The sequence below is a fragment of the Aestuariivivens sp. NBU2969 genome, from assembly GCF_019931125.1.
GTDB classification, from domain to species: Bacteria; Bacteroidota; Bacteroidia; order Flavobacteriales; family Flavobacteriaceae; genus Aestuariivivens; species Aestuariivivens marinum.
The window spans coordinates 58,854-76,682 of the sequence record NZ_JAIOUU010000012.1; the positions used below are offsets into that span (position 1 = coordinate 58,854).

Consider the following 17,829-nt stretch of genomic DNA (forward strand, 5'->3'; position numbering starts at 1 on the left):
GTCTTGAGTAAGTATTGTTTAATGCACCATAAATTTGATGGGCAATATATAAATAACACCTACATTTTTATTGTTTTGCTTTCCTGGTGTCATTTCTGGTATTAAATTAATAACTCTTTTGGCCTCATCTTCCAACTTAGGGTGAGGCGCCCTAGTTTTAACACTATTAACTTTACCTGTTTTATCAATAGTGAATTGTACATTGATTTTTTGCATGCCTTTCAAACCAAATTCTGAAGCAATTTCGTCACCATGAAATTTACGTTGGATCAACTTTGCAATTTTATCAGACATACACTTTTTTCGCGCTTCGTTAGTTTTGATTTTTTCGCAACCAGGGTAAATTGGTGCATTTTGAATAAAAGCTATAGGAACGTTATCATCTTCGGGTTTCTCAGGCAAATCTGGTAAGGCGTCTGGAGCAACAATAGGATTAGATATTTTGGGTTTTGGAGATTCATCAAAAAAAGTAGGATCTGGTGTGTCATCAGGTACTTCTTTTAAAACTGGACTCTTAACAACTTTTCTTTCGAGTGGTTCATCAAAATTAGGCGCTTCTGTTTTAATTATTGGAACGTCAACCATATAGTCTGGCTCTTCAATTAATGGTAAATCTACATACCTATGTATAGTCGTCTCAAATTTCATTTCAAAGAGACCATAGGTAATCAATAAGCAAACTATTAGACCTACTTGAAAGTAAAGGGTTGAGTTTTTTTGTAAATTTACATCATGCTTTTGCGGTTTTTTCACGGTTTCTCCATTTTGCCGAATGGAGTCGTGGGAATGTTTTGAAATTCTCATAATAATTATAGTTTAAATGTTAATATTATGATAAAATCACAATAAGCATACCAAAAAGAAATCCCGTTACAAATGTTGTAACGGGATTTTATTTTTTGCGTTTTTCTAGCTCGTTAAAAGCTATATATAAATGAACTAATCCTGAACCTGAAAGATAATTGGCAACGAATAAGGAACTGTAACCGCTTTTCCACGTTGTTTTCCTGGCTGCATTTTAGGCAACTTATTAATTACCCTAGCAGCTTCTTTTTCTAAGCCTGGATGCGGTGCTCTTGCACGAACTCCAGTTACATTTCCAGTTTTATCTATTTTGAAAATAACATTGATACGCTGTCTTCCAGAAAGCCCTAAATCGCCCGCAAGGTCTGTATTAAAATTCTTGTTTACGAACTTTTGGATTTTTTCAGACATACAAGCTCTCTTGGCATCATTATTTTTTTCACGCTCACAGCCTGGGAAAACCGGCACATTTTCAATTACAGCAAATGGCACTTCAATATCTTCTTCAACTTCTTCTACCTCAACTTCTTCTACCTCTACAATTTCTTCCTCCTGATCTGTTTCTGTGGATTCTATTACGGTTTCTTCAACTTCTTCTTCGTCCTCAACAATTTCTATAACCTCTGGAGCCGCTGGTGGCGGTGGCGGTGGTGGTGGTGTTTTTAACTGCTCTGTGATTGGAATTTCTTCTTCATCCAATTCATCTAGATTTAACTGCCCTATATCAATAGCATCTTTATCGTAAGTCTTATAATTTATAGCAAAATTTGCTAAAAACAACATTAAAGCCAAACCAACGGCAAAATAAAGTGAGCTGTTACGTCCAACGTTTGCTTTAGGATTTTTCTTCGGTTCCATAATTTTATCGATTTTTCAGGATTGCTAAAATAACCATTTATTTATCAAAAAAACAAGTGATCAACTATTTTTAATGTCTTTATTATTGTAACATAGTAATAAAAGCCCTGCTAAAATAATACCCAATGTATTTGCCAGCACATCATAACTATCTGAAGCTCTGGTATTGGTAAGCATACTTTGTAATAGCTCAATAATTATACCAAAAACAAATGCTAATAGACCTGCTCTTGTAATTGCTTGTTTTTTGTTTAGTTTTACCTGTAATCTAAACACATTATACCATATTAGAGTTAGCACAAAATACGCACAAAAGTGAAAGACTTTGTCTCCAGAATCTAATGGTGTTTTTGGTAATTCCCCAAGATTTATTAAACTTAAAAAAGCTAAACCAAGGGAATAGGCTGTAGCAATATAAAGCGCGTACTTTTTAAGCACCAACAAGTGCTTTGTAATCGTCAGATGAAAGTAAAGTCTCGGCTTGGGATAAATCTGAACACCTTACCTTTATCATCCATCCATCACCATAAGGATCTGTATTCACCTTTTCTGGTTCATCTTCCAAAGCTTCATTAAACTCTATAATTTCACCAGAAAGTGGTAAAAATAAGTCGGAAACTGTTTTTACAGCTTCCACAGTGCCAAAAATCTCTTCAGCTTCCAGAGTTTCATCAACGGTTTCTACTTCAACATATACAATATCGCCGAGTTCACTTTGAGCAAAATCGGTAATGCCAATAGTAGCGATATCACCTTCAATTTTTATCCATTCGTGATCCTTAGTGTATTTTAATTCTGATGGAATATTCATTACCAGTCGTTTTTAGTTAATTTTAGCAAATGTATTTAATCCCAATATAAATTCAAACAGTTATTATTTAATTTCCGAAATTATATCTTAGGGTCAAACCAGAGCGAATGGTCGTTTGAGGAAAAGCTGTAGAAATCGCATATTCTGAAAACGCATAGTCGAAGTAAAAGATTCCCGTTAGGTTTTTACTGAAAGCATAATCTGCCGAATATTTTAAGCCCCAAATGGTTTGTCCAGAAGTGACTTGATTGTTTTCTAAATCCAAATATCTAATAATAGTTTTATTATCCCGTATTGAAATATCTGCCTTCATGTTTAAATCGCTAACAATGCGTTTTCTCGGGCCAGCCAACTGTGAACGGATACGTACATCCTTAATCCTGTACCCTAAGCCCAGCACATATTCATTGCCCTGTATTTCGGTCATTAAATTATTATCGAAGCTCAATGACAACAGACGATCCTTTTTTACCTCTGCCAGTATTTTTATAGAGTTTTGCATTTCAAAATCAACACGGATTAACGGACTAAACATCTCCGTCAAGTTAATATTACTAAACAGGGTTTTGTTTTTATAATCCCCAGCTTGGTTTTTTGTTTCGGGGTCCTGATTCGCATAATCCAAACTAAAATCTGGTACTGTATAATCTAAATTGGATTGAAATTGATTAATGGTATAATTGGAACGGTAACCATGGGTAATCGAGAAGCGTTTAAAACGTTTTTTAAACCAATTAAATTTCATAAAACCAGAATATTTTAAATCCCAGTTTGGAATAGGCACATCACGAAAAGCCGACATTTTAATTTGGTTGGCATCCTGCCCTGAGTAAGCCGCCAAAAATGCTGGTAATAATACGGCTTGACTGTTTTTACCAAAGCCTTTAGGGAACCCATCGGCATCTACATCATTTACATCTGCACCATTTTGTTGGGCTAGGCGTCTTGCAATAATTAATCTATTGGCCCTAAACTCGTTAAAAGCGTCTGAACTTGTCTCATCACTTTTACCAAATGCCGTTTTTATTAAAATGGTTGAAATATTAAAGTTACCAAAGGTGTTTGGGGTTAAGGGATTATACACGCCATTTTCTACCCTATAGTTTTCATTGTAATTTTCGTAGTAGGCCCTACCAGCTACAAGATCAATCTTTAAATCCCTAAACGGCTCTAGATTAGCCGAAACATCCAAGTTTTTGGTGTGGGTTTCGGTGTACTGCTGATTGAATTCAGGGAATACCGTTAACCAACCATTTCGTGCCGCCAAATATCGAATATCCTGCTGACTTCCAAAAGTGTATCCAAAAGTTGGTTTTAAAGTTCCTATAAATCCAGGGGTTCTTAGGTAGCCAGGTAAAAAGGTTCCATTATTTTCAGAATAATTAACCTGAATACGTTTAATGCTTGTTAAAATATCAATTCCTGCATTTAATAATTTTGTTCCTGTATTGTTTTTTGCTTTAGGCTGGTTGTTATTTTGGTTAGCTCCAGGGGGTCCTGGAGCACGAGTGTTTCTAGTTCTTACAGATCTAATAGGTTTTTTAACCAATCCTAAATACTTATATAATCGATCCATGTTTAAGGACGAATTAATATTATGAGTATTGGCATTTTGTATGGTATTCCCTAAGTTATAGGTTACACCATCAATTTCTAACTCACCATATAAATCCGAACCTTTTTGCCATTGAAAATCTCCACTGTATTGATAGGTGACATCTAAAAAGCTGAATGTTGGTATTTTGTTCAATGGCAATTGATAGGTTATACCCAACTGCTGGGTTTGCCTGTTAGGATCGCCTACATCAAAAAACCCATCCCAAACATCCAAAGTTGGATCTTGTTCGCCATTAACAATATTATCCTTAAAATAATTGCGGACAATATTATTATTTGCAGCTGTAAAGTTTAACTGTAATGCATCAGTTATATTATAGTTGATGGTGTACTGAAAATCAAAGGTGTAATTTCTTCTAAACAATTCTTCAATACCAATGTTTCCTCCTCCTAAATCGATTTCCCTGAACTTTTGTTTGTTGAACTGACGATTTATATCTGTATTTATCGTAAAACTTGTAGGTAATAAATTAAAGTTAAAGTCTTTTAATATTTTTAGATATTGACTTCTAAAGAGTGAATCATTCTTTTTAAAAGGTTCCACCTTTATGGGGTTAAAATTGAAGGCATAATTAGCTCCAACCCTTACTGTTTTATTAACCAAGTTTTCAATTTCAAAATCGCGATGCTCTAATTTGTTATACGAATAGTTAAAAGTTAAATTTTCGACATCATAAAAACGAGGTATGGCTTCATCATTGGTTCTTATTTTTCGAACGCCTATAAAATTGATGCTTTTTCGTTTGGTATAATCTTCAGATTGACGCTTTATGGTTTCCTTATCTTCAGCAGTATTGGCAGCAGCTATTCTAGAATCTAAGGTTAGATCTTCATAGAATTGATCATATTTGGGTGTGATTAATTCTTCGCTCTGTGCATAATTAAAAGGCAATTGAATGCCCCACTTTTTTGGAAGCAATTGCCCCATGTTAACATTGGTAACCACATCATATTGTTGAACATCCTCTAAACTACGCTGACTAGGTCCTTGCTCTAAAGAACCAAACCCAGAAGTACTTTGCCGCCCCGTAGCACTAATGGTAGCAAAATCTGCGATATTAGCATCAACACTAACTACGGCAGCCCAACCGCCTTCATTATCCATATCGGACAAACGTAACTCGTTAAACCAAACTTCAGCACATACATCATTATTGTTAGATCGGTTTTTAACCCCTACCATCAAGGTTCTAATGTCACCAAAATTTGGGTTTCCTTTTACGGCTACACGATGTTGCCCAAGCACATAATCTGAAAACTGATCGTTTGGAACTGGAACTGGCTCACCATCTATAACATCATAAAATGTTGGATCTATATTCGTTAACGTTCCATCTGAAATACCCTGTGCCTTAATTTTACCCAAAACATCAATGGGTAAATTGATCTCATTTTCCTCTGGCCAAAGACCTTCCCTTGTTTCAGATTCTGAAACTTTTAAAGGAATCTCAATCTGATAAAAGTTTTCGGTTAAGTCGTTCCCCATACGTATAAATCCTACTAACTCATCATCATTTAGGCCATTTACCTCATCTTCCTCGGCATGTATAAACATACGCATTCGCTTAAATTGGCGCATGTCTATATTAATATTTTTAAAGACCGCTCTGGAATCGCGTGCTTCTAAATTACATACATTTAAAACCAACGACTGTTCATTTTGCTCAATTACCGTATTGTTATTAAACAGTTCTTCAGGTTCAATACCTGGTGGTCTTTCGTAGCGTCCTTCATTTTCAATAGTACCTATTATTCCTACCGAAAAATCGGTTTGGGCATCCTCTGGCGTTGGATCATTTTTATCTAAAGCTTGAACAAAACGTCTCCAGTCGCTACGCACTAAGTCCAAGGTTCCAAAACGGAATACTGTTTTTTGTGTAAAATCCTTTAAATAGATACGGGCAAATCTCGCAGAACGCAAATCACTAATACCCCCTACAGCCTTAACATGACTGCCTTGCACAGGAATCCTAAACTGATACCAGGTCACTTCTTTACTATCCCCGTTAGGTAAGGCTCTTGAGCGTTTCTTAAAATCGGTTAAAAATGTTTTAAGAGGATTGCTCGATGGAAGGTTATCAAATTCATTTTGATCGGTCGGCAAATTTTGAGGTGTAAGTTCCAACTCATATTCAAAATAGCTATCAATCGTGTTCATGGTATTATCACGATTAATATCTTCTACATCGGGCTGAGTGTTTGCGCCCCTATCTCTTTGACTAAACGTATCAGGTGTATTACCTTCTACCCCATTATAACGCTTGTAACGCTCAAAAATATCACCAGTAGCGTTTAAAAAATAGGTATAATTATCATTTGCTGGATCATCTCCAAAAGCAGAACCAAATTTCTGCACTTCTTCAGAATCATCATAACCATCATATCCCACATCTTGATTATCACGTTCCTGCCCAGTAGTATCGAACGCATAAATTAGGGATTGATTTTGGGGCACTACAGTACCGTAATCGGTAGGCAGCAATAAGCTTACGTCTCCATTTTTGGGTAAACCGTTTTCATACAGTTTTCGACCGTCCTTTAAAATATCCTCAGAGATATTACCTAAATTGAAAACCAATGTTCCTCCATTATTAGTTGGGTTTTCCTGAAATGGGTCTTGCAACCAAAACTCAATGTATTCCACATTGGCCTGTTCCAAATCGGTAGACGTTAATTGTCTTGTAATCCCAGCCCAAGATTCTGTAGGATTATTCAATACACCATTTTCGGAACCAGGTTGGAAATTATAAGGCCCCCGCTCTTGTGGATAGTATGTTAAATCTAAAGTAAAAATAGCAGAGTTTTGTCCGGGCACAATATCCCTGTTGGGGAACAACTCTTCAATAAATACACGACTGGTGTAGATATCAGATACATCATCATCGCTCACATCATCTGGTCGTTGGCTGCTATAAAAAATAGGATCCACAGAATACCAGTTTAACATAGCCCTGTTGTAACCATTTTGAATGCCGTTCTCATCTTCATTAGCTTCTATTCCCAATCCTACGGGTCTACTTGATAAAAACCATGACTGCTGAGATTTTAAATCAATCGCATTTTGTGAGCCTTCAAAATCATCAATATAAGACGTTGCTTCACCATTTAAATTAGTACCCTTGGGTGCTCCGGGTAGCAGATATGCCATTTCTCCTCTAACCGATAAGTTAGATTCTATATCGGTATCAATATTGGGAAGCTTATTGGCCAATCGTGTTAAAAATGGTACTTCTGAAGCAAAGTTGCCATTAAACCCAAAAATAGTATTATTGATGGGTTCAGACCCGTAGTTGGCCTTTTGGGTTATAGGGCGTTCGTTAAGGTTTAATAAGGTACCACCCAACACAAAATTTTCGTTGAATTTATGTTCTACATTGATGCCTGTAAAACGTCTGGTTTGCTGACCAAATACGGCGTTGTTTTCGGTAGAAATATTAATAGGTGTATTTGATGCCTTAAGTGCTTCATCTAAAATTTGCACACGCCCCAACTGATAATTAACAGTATAATCGATACCTTCTACCAATTGTCGACCACCAGCTGTTACCACTACTGACCCACGAGGTACATTAAAAGCTCCTATAGGGATGCCATCGCCTCCTGCTGACTTAAAACGTCCCTTTAACTTGAATTTATTTTTCTCAACTTCGTCTAAAGCTTTCGTTTTTGTGCTTTTGTAAAGCAGGTCATAAACGTATTTTTCTTGGTTAGGGTTGGCATAAATATCCTGTTCGTAGTCGGCGGCATTGTTATTGGGGTTGCCATCATCATCTAAAATATCAAACAAGTAACGTCCAAAAGGTTCTACTTTGGTAAAAATAATTTTACCATTTTGTGGCAATACTGTTATTCTAGGCACAAAATCGAAAAACCCATCACCGCCACCTTGTGGGTCATTATTAAAATTCAATTTATCAAGGAAGAATAATTTTAATAATGGGGTTTCTACAATTTCCTTATCATCATTGGTATTAGATGGTGTATTATTATCAAAAATGGGGAACGTCGTGCCTTCTACAGGCGTAATAAAGTTTAAAGGCGACGCTTCATTATAAAAAATATTCAATTTGAAATCATCCTGACTTAGGCTATAGGCTCCTGTGTCGTAAATGTTTTTCATCATCAAATCCCAAATAGGCTCATTCACGTTGGTGATACTACTCTTCAACATTTTAAGTACAAGATTGGAATTGACTACAGATGTGACCTGGCCTTGACTGTTGTTGGTCACTTCGGTTGCATTAACGCCATCGTTTGCAAATTCACCCACTTGATAAACCGCTCCTCCTACCGTAAACTGAAACGCTACGGCCAATACTTCATCATTGTTCAACCGTTGGTTCAGTGAAATGTAACCCAACTCGGTATTTAATACATATTCCTGTCCGGGAATTAACTTACGGGCATTTTCCAATTTAGTATAATCAAATCCTTCATTTACTCCGGAAACCAAAATTCCCTGTCGTACTGTGGCCACGTCCCTTATGGCATTGGTAAGTTGTGATCCTGCTCCACCTATATTTTCAGGATCAAAATCGTTATTTCCATTATCTGGAATGCTTCCAGGGCCTACATTTACAAATCCAGCTGGAGGAGTATCTAATCCTATAATTTCGCTTTCACCCAAATCTTGAAGCGCAACAATATTCCTTACATTTTCGGTACGGTTATTCCTGTTGGTAATCCATACTTCAAGTCTGGTAATTTGTAAACCGCCTGTATTTAAGTATGGATAAGTACTTAGTGCTTCATCATATTTATCCCTAAAATACTGTGCTAAAAAGAAGTGACGGTTTTCGTCGTAGTCCCGGATAAACAACTCAAATTCCTCTAAAGTACCTCCACCTTGGGCCACTACCGAACTGGATTGCGATTTCTGTTCAGAAAACACACCTGTTACGGTGGTTCTACCAAATTGTAATTGTGCCTTTACACCAAATAAACTTTGAGCTCCTGTAATTAATGAACTGTTTAGCGGCATACTTACGTTACCCACTTCAATCTTTTGGATGATATCGTCTTCGGTTGGTGTGTATTCCAACTTGATAAGATTTTGAAAATCAAAAGTAGATTGCGTATCGTAATTGGCTGTTACCTGCAAACGTTCACCCACTTTCCCCATTAGACTTAAACTGATGCGCTGATCGAAATCGAAAGTGAAATTACTTCGGTTTCTAGGTGAAAACACAGGGTTATCCTGTTTGGAAAACAATACACCTAAATCCATTTCCACAGAACCCTGAGGAACCACCTCTATAGTGTTACCTCCAAAGATGGTTTCAAAAAATCCTGAGTTCACATAAAACTCGGGCAACAGATTTTTTTGAGCGTCATCGGCACCATCTTTTTTACCATCAAAAGCATCAATTTTTTCTTTATAATATTTCTTTAGGTTTTCTTTTGCAACCAATTCATAATACTGGGTTGGTGTTAATATTACAGGATAATTGATATTAAAATCCCCTACCATTTCAGTATAAATGTACCTATCTGTTAATGGATCGTAAGTGTATTTGGACTGTATGCTGTTAGGGTTTGGGGTTTTAAGTGTTCCTAAACTAAATCCTGTTTTTGTAGAATCCTGTACTGTGGGTTGCTGCCCCCATGACACTAGGGCGTAAAAACAAACCACTATTAAAACAAAATATTTTTTTAAAGGCTTATAAACTCTATGGTTAGTTGTGTTCAAAATCTATTATAAATTTTTTAACGCTTCCTTTATTATGGTTTCCACATTAGCATCTGGTTGATTTTTGACAATTTTTTCCACGACACGTTCCGCTTGTTTCTTAGCAAAACCTAGTACCTCTAAAGCAGATAACGCTTCTTCTTTATTGGTATTGTCTTTGGTGACAGAAACTTCATCTATATCGTAAATCTTTAGGATTTTATCCTTTAAATCTAAAATGACCCGTTGTGCCGTTTTGGCTCCAATCCCTTTAATAGATTGTATTAATGCAACATCACTAGTAGCTATGGCCTCCCGAACTTGTTTTGGGGTTAAAGAGGATAACATGGTACGGGCAATATTGGCACCGATACCACTAACGGAAATTAACAACCTAAAAATCTCCCGTTCTGCTATAGACGAAAACCCATAAAGCGTATGGGAATCTTCCTTGACCTGTAAATGTGTAAATAGTTTTAACTGCTCTTTATCGGGGATTTGGGAAAAGGTATGCAATGAAATATTTAGCATATAGCCCACACCGTTACAATCTATAACAACATGTGTTGGATTTTTTTCAGTAAGTTTTCCTTGAATATGTGTAATCATTAAACCCCCAGGTTAGCCAATCAAATGTAATAAAATTATCTACAAAAACAGTTACTTTGCTTTAGCGTTTTCCTGCTCCCATTTTTCTTTATACTGGGCATCGATAACGGCAATGGCTGTCATGTTCACAATTTCATCTACACTGGCACCCAGTTGAAGGATATGAACTGGCTTACGCATTCCCATCATAATTGGGCCAATAGAATCGGCTTCATTCAATTCTTTTAACAATTTATAGGTAATATTAGCCGAATCTAAATTTGGAAATATTAATGCATTGACTTTTTTTCCAACCAATTTTGAAAACGGAAACCGTTCCCTGAGCATCTCATCATTTAAGGCGAAATCGGTTTGCAGTTCACCATCTACGACTAAATTAGGGTAATGACGGTGCAAATACGAAACAGCTTCCCTAACTTTTACCGATTCAGCACTATTGGAAGACCCAAAATTAGAATGAGACACCATTGCTAATACGGGCTCCATCCCAAATAACTTAATAATACTTGATGTCATTTGTGCGATTTTGGCCAAATCTTTTGCTGTAGGGTTTATATTAATAGACGTATCACTTAAAAACAACGGACCTCTTTTGGTCATCATGACGTTTGTAGCGGCAATTCGGGTTGCTCCTTGAGCTTTGCCTATTAATTCCAACATAGGTTTTACTACTGTTGGATAGCTACGGGAATATCCAGAAATTAAGGCATCAGCATCGCCTTCATTTACCATCATTGCAGCGAAATAATTTCGCTCTCGCATTAATTTTTGTGCAGAATATAAGGTAACCCCTCTTCGTTTACGCTGCTCCCAATACACTTTTGCATATTCATTTTTTCTTTCGGTTTCCTCATCTGCTTTGGGATCAATAATTGTCACATCAGCATCAAACTCAATTTCTACCATTAGGCGTTCAATAGCTTCTTTTCTTCCCAATAAAATAGGTTGAGCTACGCCTTCCTCATAAACTATTTGAGCCGCTTTTAAAACATTTAATTGGTCTGCTTCGGCAAAAACAACTCGCTTTGGATTAGATTTCGCTCTGTTAATTAAAAGTCTTACTAATTTGTTATCAGAGCCCATACGGGTGAGTAACGTATCTTTATATCTATCCCAATCTGTAATTGGGTCTTGAGCAACACCACTTTCCATAGCAGCTTTTGCAACAGCCGGTGGTACTTCTACAATTAATCTAGGATCAAATGGTTTTGGTATAATGTAATCGTTTCCAAAAGCCAATCGGGTTTCTCCATAGGCAATATTAACCTGCTCTGGCACGGGTTCTTTAGCTAACTTGGCCAATGCTTTTACAGCAGCCATTTTCATGGCTTCATTAATTTTTGTAGCCCTTACATCTAAAGCTCCTCTAAAGATAAAAGGGAAGCCTAATACATTATTTACCTGATTAGGATGGTCACTACGACCTGTAGCCATAATAATATCCTTACGAGTAGACACAGCCAAATTATAGGCTATTTCTGGATTAGGGTTAGCCATAGCAAAAACAATAGGCTTTTTAGCCATAGATAACAACATTTCGGGAGATACTATGTTTGCTAAGGACAGACCAATAAATACATCGGCATCCTTCATAGCTTCTTCTAAGGTGTTTATTTTTCTATGAGTAGCAAACTCTGCTTTTTCACTTGACAGATTTTCCCTATCCATTCTAATAACACCTTTACTATCCAGCATCACCATATTTTCACGTTTAGCTCCACAGGCTTGATATAATCTTGAACATGATATTGCTGCAGCTCCAGCACCACTAATGACTATCTTTACTTTTTCTAATTTCTTGCCTGCTAATTCTACCGCATTGATTAAAGCAGCTGCCGATATAATCGCCGTACCGTGCTGATCATCATGCATTACGGGAATATCCAGTTCTTCCTTAAGACGCCTTTCAATTTCAAACGCTTCAGGAGCTTTAATATCCTCAAGGTTAATCCCTCCAAATGTGGGGGCAATATTCTTAACGGTCTCTATAAATTCATCGACATTTTCAGTATTGACTTCTATATCGAATACATCTATATCGGCAAATATTTTAAATAACAGCCCTTTACCTTCCATAACAGGCTTGGAAGCTTCTGGGCCAATATTCCCTAAACCTAAAACCGCTGTTCCGTTGGAGATTACAGCTACCAAATTACCTTTGGCAGTATACTTATAGGCCTTGTCCTTATCTTTTTCAATTTCTAAACAAGGCTCTGCAACACCAGGGGAATAAGCTAAAGACAAGTCTCTTTGGCTAGCATATTTTTTTGTTGGGACGACTTTTATTTTTCCAGGGGTGGGTTTGGCATGATATATAAGGGCTTCTCTGCGTTTACTTTCTTCACTCATAAGGATTATTTTTATGAATCTACAAAGATAACAATCCTACTTTTGTCATCATTATTCTTTTAAAAAATTGATATTACGTTTTAACCCTGAAAACTTAGTGCGCTTTACAGCCGATTTTTTAAAGACCTCCCTAAAAGTCTCTTCGGTGATTTCTTCCCATTCTTTTTTGGTCATAGACAATAATTCTGGATACGGGTTGAAAAGAGGCTCATCATGTGGTTTGGAAAATCGGTTCCAAGGACATACATCTTGGCATACATCACAACCAAACATCCAACCGTCCATTTTACCCTTAAACTCGGTAGGGATATTGTCTTTTAACTCAATGGTTAAATAGGAAATGCATTTATTCCCATCAACCACATAAGGTTGAATGATGGCTTCAGTGGGGCACGAATCAATACAAGCCGTGCAGGTACCACAATGGTCGGTGGTTGGGGTATCGTATTCCAACTCTAAATCTATGATAAGTTCGGCTATAAAATAAAACGACCCTACTTGTTGCGTTATAAGATTGCTGTGTTTGCCAATCCAACCTAAACCACTTCTGGCAGCCCAAGCCTTATCGAGCACTGGTGCCGAGTCCACAAAAGCACGCCCGTTAACTTGCCCTATTTCCAGTTGAATAAATTGCAACAAGGATTTAAGCTTATCCTTGATTACAAAATGATAATCGGTACCATAAGCATACTTAGACACCTTAAAGGTATTTTGGCATTGCTTTTCTTGCGGATAATAATTTAGTAAAAGCGAAATGACACTTTTAGAACTCTCTACCAATTTGGTAGGATCCAAACGCTTATCGAAATGGTTTTCCATATAACGCATTTCTCCATGCATCCCTTTATTTAACCAGTTTTCCAGTCTAGGTGCTTCATCCTCTAAAAACTCGGCTTTGGAAATCCCACAAGACAAAAAACCGAGGCGTTTGGCTTCGGTTTTGATAAGTTGTGTATATTGGGTTTTTGAGTTCATAGTTCATGATCCCCTGAAACCAATTCAGGGTGACACGTTGTGTCAAAACAAACCGCCTTGAATATTGCCTTTTATTCTACCTAAATGTTTATATGCAAGTTCTGTAACCTCACGCCCCCGCGGGGTGCGCATAATAAAACCTTGTTGTATCAAAAAAGGTTCATAGACTTCTTCTATAGTTTCTGGACTTTCACTAACGGCTGTTGCTATTGTAGTAATCCCCACCGGCCCACCTTTAAATTTATCGATGATTGTCGAAAGAATTTTGTTGTCCATCTCATCCAAACCATGAGCATCTACGTTCAAGGCTTCTAAAGCAAATTTGGCAATTTTAATATCGATCGTTCCATTACCTTTTATCTGGGCAAAATCACGCACACGTCGCAATAGAGCGTTCGCAATTCTTGGCGTCCCTCTACTTCGGCCTGCTATTTCTATTGCGGCCTCCATTGAGATAGGAACATTTAGAATATTGGCACTACGCTGAATGATTGTAGTCAACAACTCCGTATTATAATACTGTAATCGACTTTGAATCCCAAAACGTGCCCGCATTGGAGAGGTTAACAATCCCGACCTTGTAGTAGCCCCCACCAAAGTAAACGGATTCAAATTTATTTGCACTGTTCTTGCGTTAGGACCCGTTTCTATCATGATATCGATTTTATAATCTTCCATGGCTGAATACAGGTATTCTTCAACTATAGGGCTTAATCTATGTATCTCATCTATAAATAATACGTCACGCTCTTCCAAATTAGTAAGCAGCCCTGCCAAATCACCTGGTTTATCCAATACTGGTCCTGAAGTGACTTTAATACCTACATCCAATTCGTTGGCTAGTATATGGGCCAAGGTTGTTTTCCCTAATCCTGGAGGGCCATGAAACAAGGTATGGTCTAGGGCTTCTATACGTAAATTTGCTGCTTTAACAAATACCTGAAGATTTTCCAACACTTGGTCTTGTCCCGTAAAATCATCAAAAGATAAGGGCCTTAATTTTTTTTCTACATCAATTTCTTCGGGAGAAAAATTTTCGTTTGTTGGATTTAAATTTTCGTTCATAAGAGATTCTTCACTTCGTTCAGAATTACATATAAAAGTGATTACCCTGAAATACCTTTCCTGTCCACCAGTCAGGAATTCAGCATGAACAAATATAACGAAAAAGCCTTTCCATTTTGGAAAGGCTAGTATCTTTTACACAGAGATTAATCACTTCACTGTGTTTATTTTATATAACATACTAATGTTGCAATTCTTCTTCACCGTCCTTAAGCGGTATATTTTGAGGTACGAAATCGTCATCATGTCCAGGTTTACTATAATCGTATGACCAACGATGTACATGAGGAATTTCACCTTCCCAGTTACCATGAATATGTTTAATGGGCGCTGTCCACTCCAAAGTAGTTGATCTCCAAGGGTTTTGAACTGTTTTCTTTCCAAAGAATATACTTCCGAAGAAGTTATATAAATAAACAATTTGAACAACCCCTCCTATTAAAGCAAAAATGGTAATAATAACATTTACATTGGCCAGATCGTCGAACAGTGGGAAGTTACTATTAGTATAATAACGCCTTGGTAAACCTGCCATGCCTATAAAGTGCATTGGGAAGAAAACACCATAAGCACAAACAGCAGTTACCCAAAAATGAATATATCCCAAATTTTTGTTCAACATTCTACCAAACATTTTAGGAAACCAGTGGTAAATACCAGCAAACATTCCATATAAAGCCGAAATACCCATTACTAAATGGAAATGCGCTACCACAAAGTATGTATCATGAACATTAATATCTAATGCGCTATCACCTAGGATAATCCCTGTTAAACCTCCTGTAATGAATGTAGACACAAAACCAATAGAGAATAACATAGCGGGGTTCATCTGTAAATTACCTTTCCATATGGTGGTAATCCAGTTAAAGGCTTTTACCGCCGATGGAATAGCAATTAATAAAGTAGTAAATGTAAATACAGATCCTAGGAATGGGTTCATACCTGAAACAAACATGTGGTGACCCCATACTATAGTTGATAAAAAGGCAATAGCTAAAATAGATGCAATCATCGCTCTGTAACCAAATATCGGCTTACGGGAATTGGTTGCCATAATCTCAGAAACCAGTCCCATAGCAGGCAGTATTACAATGTAAACCTCTGGGTGCCCTAAAAACCAAAATAGGTGTTCGAACAATACTGGAGACCCCCCTTGGTAATGCAAAACTTCACCTTGAATAAATATATCTGACAAGAAAAATGAGGTACCAAAACTTCTATCCATTATCAGCAAAAGCGCTGCAGATAATAATACTGGGAATGATACCACACCAATAATTGCCGTAATAAAGAAAGCCCATATGGTTAACGGTAATCTTGTCATAGACATCCCTTTTGTACGTAAATTGATTACGGTAACAATATAGTTAAGCGATCCTAATAATGAAGAGGCAATGAAAATAGCCATAGACACCAGCCATAAAGTCATCCCCATACCAGAGCCACCCTGTGCCATTGGCAGGGCACTTAATGGAGGATAAATAGTCCATCCTGCTGCTGCAGGCCCAGCTTCAACAAATAAAGAAATTACCATAACCACACTAGACAAGAAAAACAACCAATAGGATACCATGTTAAGGAATCCTGACGCCATATCGCGAGCACCAATTTGTAATGGAATTAACAAATTACTGAACGTACCACTCAAACCAGCTGTTAATACAAAAAATACCATTATAGTTCCATGTATAGTAACTAAAGCCAAATAAATATCAGCATCCATGACACCGCCTGGTGCCCATTTGCCTAATAAAGCTTCAAATAACACATTAGGCTCTTCGGGCCATGCTATTTGCATACGGAACATTAATGACATTATAACACCTATAACACCCATGATGGTACCTGTAATGAGGTACTGTTTGGCAATCATTTTATGATCCTGACTAAAAATATATTTAGTTACAAAAGTTTCTTTATGATGATGTCCATGGTCGTCGTGAGCGTGAGTATCTGCTTGTGCTGACATAATCTTATATCGTTTTTATCTTTTTAGTTAATTAGAGAGTTTTTAAATTCTTTTTGCTCTTTTAGCCAAGCTTCATATTCCTCTTGGGTTTCGACTACTATTTTCATTTGCATGTTGTAATGTGATTTACCACAAATCTTATTACAAATTAATAGGTAATCGAACTCATAGCGATCTAAAGCCTCTTCTCCTTTTGCTACAAGTGCTTTGCTATTTTCAACTCTTATTCTATTGATATTGGCAACTTTTTCAACCATTTCTGGTGTTTGTCTCATTTCAGCGGTAGTCATTGTAGGTGTAAAGCCAAATTGGGTAATCATACCTGGCACACAGTTCATTTGTGCTCTAAAATGGGGCATGTAAGCCGAGTGCAACACATCTTGGGAGCGCATTTTAAATAATACTGGACGCCCTACAGGTAAGTGTAACTCGGTAGTGATGATATCATCTTGTGCATCCGGATCAGATTCGTCCAGCCCCAAGATATTAGCACGATCGATGTCTATTAAACGTACATTTGCTTTTCCTAAGGTATTATCTGAACCGCCGTATCTGGCTTTCCAGTTAAACTGTTGTGCATATAACTCCACCACTAATGGATCATCACTTTCATCAACGCCCATAATGTTTATCCATGTATTCAATCCATAGATAATCAAGCCTGCCAAAACAATTACTGGGATAATAGTCCAAATCGCTTCTAATTTATTATTGTCTGCAAAAAACAAGGCCTTTTTACCTTTTTCACCTTTGTATTTAAAAGCAAAATAGTGTAACAAATACTGAGTTATGGTTTGAACAATAAAAATGATCACTAAAGACACTATCATTAGATTGTCGATAGTAGGACCATGCTCTGAAGCCGAATTAGACAATAAAGGTAAATCACCCCATTTCACACAACATACAATGGTTATCACATAAATAAATGCTAAGAACCCCATCATTAAATACCCATTTATGGAATTGTCCTTATCTGTGGCTACTCCAGGAATGGCATTTTCAGTTTTGGCCTGTGCCAAATCGAAAATCTTTACCATTTGCCAAATGGCAATTAAAATAAATACTAAAACTATTATGGTTAATAAAGTAGTCATTGTT

The 17,829-nt window shown here is 37.0% G+C and carries 11 protein-coding genes; all 11 read right to left on the minus strand.

The window, feature by feature from the left end; all coding sequences use genetic code 11:
* Window positions 1–18 precede the first annotated feature (18 nt).
* The gene (locus K7G79_RS09960) at window positions 19–804 is read right to left on the minus strand and encodes an energy transducer TonB (RefSeq protein ID WP_223551432.1); all 786 of its coding nucleotides are present in this window, start codon (window positions 802–804) and stop codon (window positions 19–21) included.
* A gap of 135 nt (window positions 805–939) precedes the next feature.
* Window positions 940–1,662, minus strand: coding sequence for an energy transducer TonB (locus K7G79_RS09965; protein ID WP_223551433.1), 723 nt, complete (start codon window positions 1,660–1,662; stop codon window positions 940–942).
* A gap of 60 nt (window positions 1,663–1,722) precedes the next feature.
* Window positions 1,723–2,100, minus strand: a complete 378-nt coding sequence (locus K7G79_RS09970; RefSeq protein ID WP_223551434.1) for a VanZ family protein — start codon at window positions 2,098–2,100, stop codon at window positions 1,723–1,725.
* The gene (gcvH, locus tag K7G79_RS09975; protein ID WP_223551435.1) at window positions 2,093–2,473 is read right to left on the minus strand and encodes a glycine cleavage system protein GcvH; all 381 of its coding nucleotides are present in this window, start codon (window positions 2,471–2,473) and stop codon (window positions 2,093–2,095) included. The genes K7G79_RS09970 and gcvH overlap by 8 nt, the downstream gene beginning before the upstream one ends.
* 67 nt (window positions 2,474–2,540) lie before the next feature.
* Entirely contained in the window at window positions 2,541–9,779 is a 7,239-nt protein-coding gene (gene sprA / locus K7G79_RS09980) for a cell surface protein SprA (RefSeq protein WP_223551436.1), read from the minus strand.
* A 6-nt stretch (window positions 9,780–9,785) separates the two neighbouring features.
* Window positions 9,786–10,367, minus strand: coding sequence for a Holliday junction branch migration protein RuvA (gene ruvA / locus K7G79_RS09985; protein WP_223551437.1), 582 nt, complete (start codon window positions 10,365–10,367; stop codon window positions 9,786–9,788).
* 51 nt (window positions 10,368–10,418) lie between these two features.
* Entirely contained in the window at window positions 10,419–12,716 is a 2,298-nt protein-coding gene (locus K7G79_RS09990; RefSeq protein WP_223551438.1) for an NADP-dependent malic enzyme, read from the minus strand.
* A 51-nt stretch (window positions 12,717–12,767) separates the two neighbouring features.
* Complete coding sequence (queG, locus tag K7G79_RS09995) at window positions 12,768–13,691, minus strand: tRNA epoxyqueuosine(34) reductase QueG (RefSeq protein ID WP_223551439.1); 924 nt, start codon at window positions 13,689–13,691, stop codon at window positions 12,768–12,770.
* Window positions 13,692–13,733: 42 nt separating this feature from the next.
* On the minus strand, window positions 13,734–14,756 hold the full coding sequence (gene ruvB / locus K7G79_RS10000; RefSeq protein ID WP_223551440.1) for a Holliday junction branch migration DNA helicase RuvB: 1,023 nt from the start codon (window positions 14,754–14,756) through the stop codon (window positions 13,734–13,736).
* Window positions 14,757–14,937: 181 nt separating this feature from the next.
* A complete protein-coding gene (locus K7G79_RS10005) occupies window positions 14,938–16,728 on the minus strand; it encodes a cbb3-type cytochrome c oxidase subunit I (RefSeq protein WP_223551441.1) in 1,791 nt (596 codons plus the stop codon).
* Between the two features lie 23 nt (window positions 16,729–16,751).
* Entirely contained in the window at window positions 16,752–17,825 is a 1,074-nt protein-coding gene (locus K7G79_RS10010; protein ID WP_223551442.1) for a cytochrome c oxidase subunit II, read from the minus strand.
* Between the last annotated feature and the right edge of the window lie 4 nt (window positions 17,826–17,829).

What these genes read in the sequence shown, in the direction of transcription:
- K7G79_RS09960 (WP_223551432.1), bottom strand. Translation starts at nt 804, where the DNA reads ATGAGAATTTCAAAACATTCCCACGACTCCATTCGGCAAAATGGAGAA.
- K7G79_RS09965 (WP_223551433.1), bottom strand. Translation starts at nt 1,662, where the DNA reads ATGGAACCGAAGAAAAATCCTAAAGCAAACGTTGGACGTAACAGCTCA.
- gcvH (WP_223551435.1), bottom strand. Translation starts at nt 2,473, where the DNA reads ATGAATATTCCATCAGAATTAAAATACACTAAGGATCACGAATGGATA.
- ruvA (WP_223551437.1), bottom strand. Translation starts at nt 10,367, where the DNA reads ATGATTACACATATTCAAGGAAAACTTACTGAAAAAAATCCAACACAT.
- K7G79_RS09990 (WP_223551438.1), bottom strand. Translation starts at nt 12,716, where the DNA reads ATGAGTGAAGAAAGTAAACGCAGAGAAGCCCTTATATATCATGCCAAA.
- queG (WP_223551439.1), bottom strand. Translation starts at nt 13,691, where the DNA reads ATGAACTCAAAAACCCAATATACACAACTTATCAAAACCGAAGCCAAA.
- ruvB (WP_223551440.1), bottom strand. Translation starts at nt 14,756, where the DNA reads ATGAACGAAAATTTAAATCCAACAAACGAAAATTTTTCTCCCGAAGAA.
- K7G79_RS10005 (WP_223551441.1), bottom strand. Translation starts at nt 16,728, where the DNA reads ATGTCAGCACAAGCAGATACTCACGCTCACGACGACCATGGACATCAT.
- K7G79_RS10010 (WP_223551442.1), bottom strand. Translation starts at nt 17,825, where the DNA reads ATGACTACTTTATTAACCATAATAGTTTTAGTATTTATTTTAATTGCC.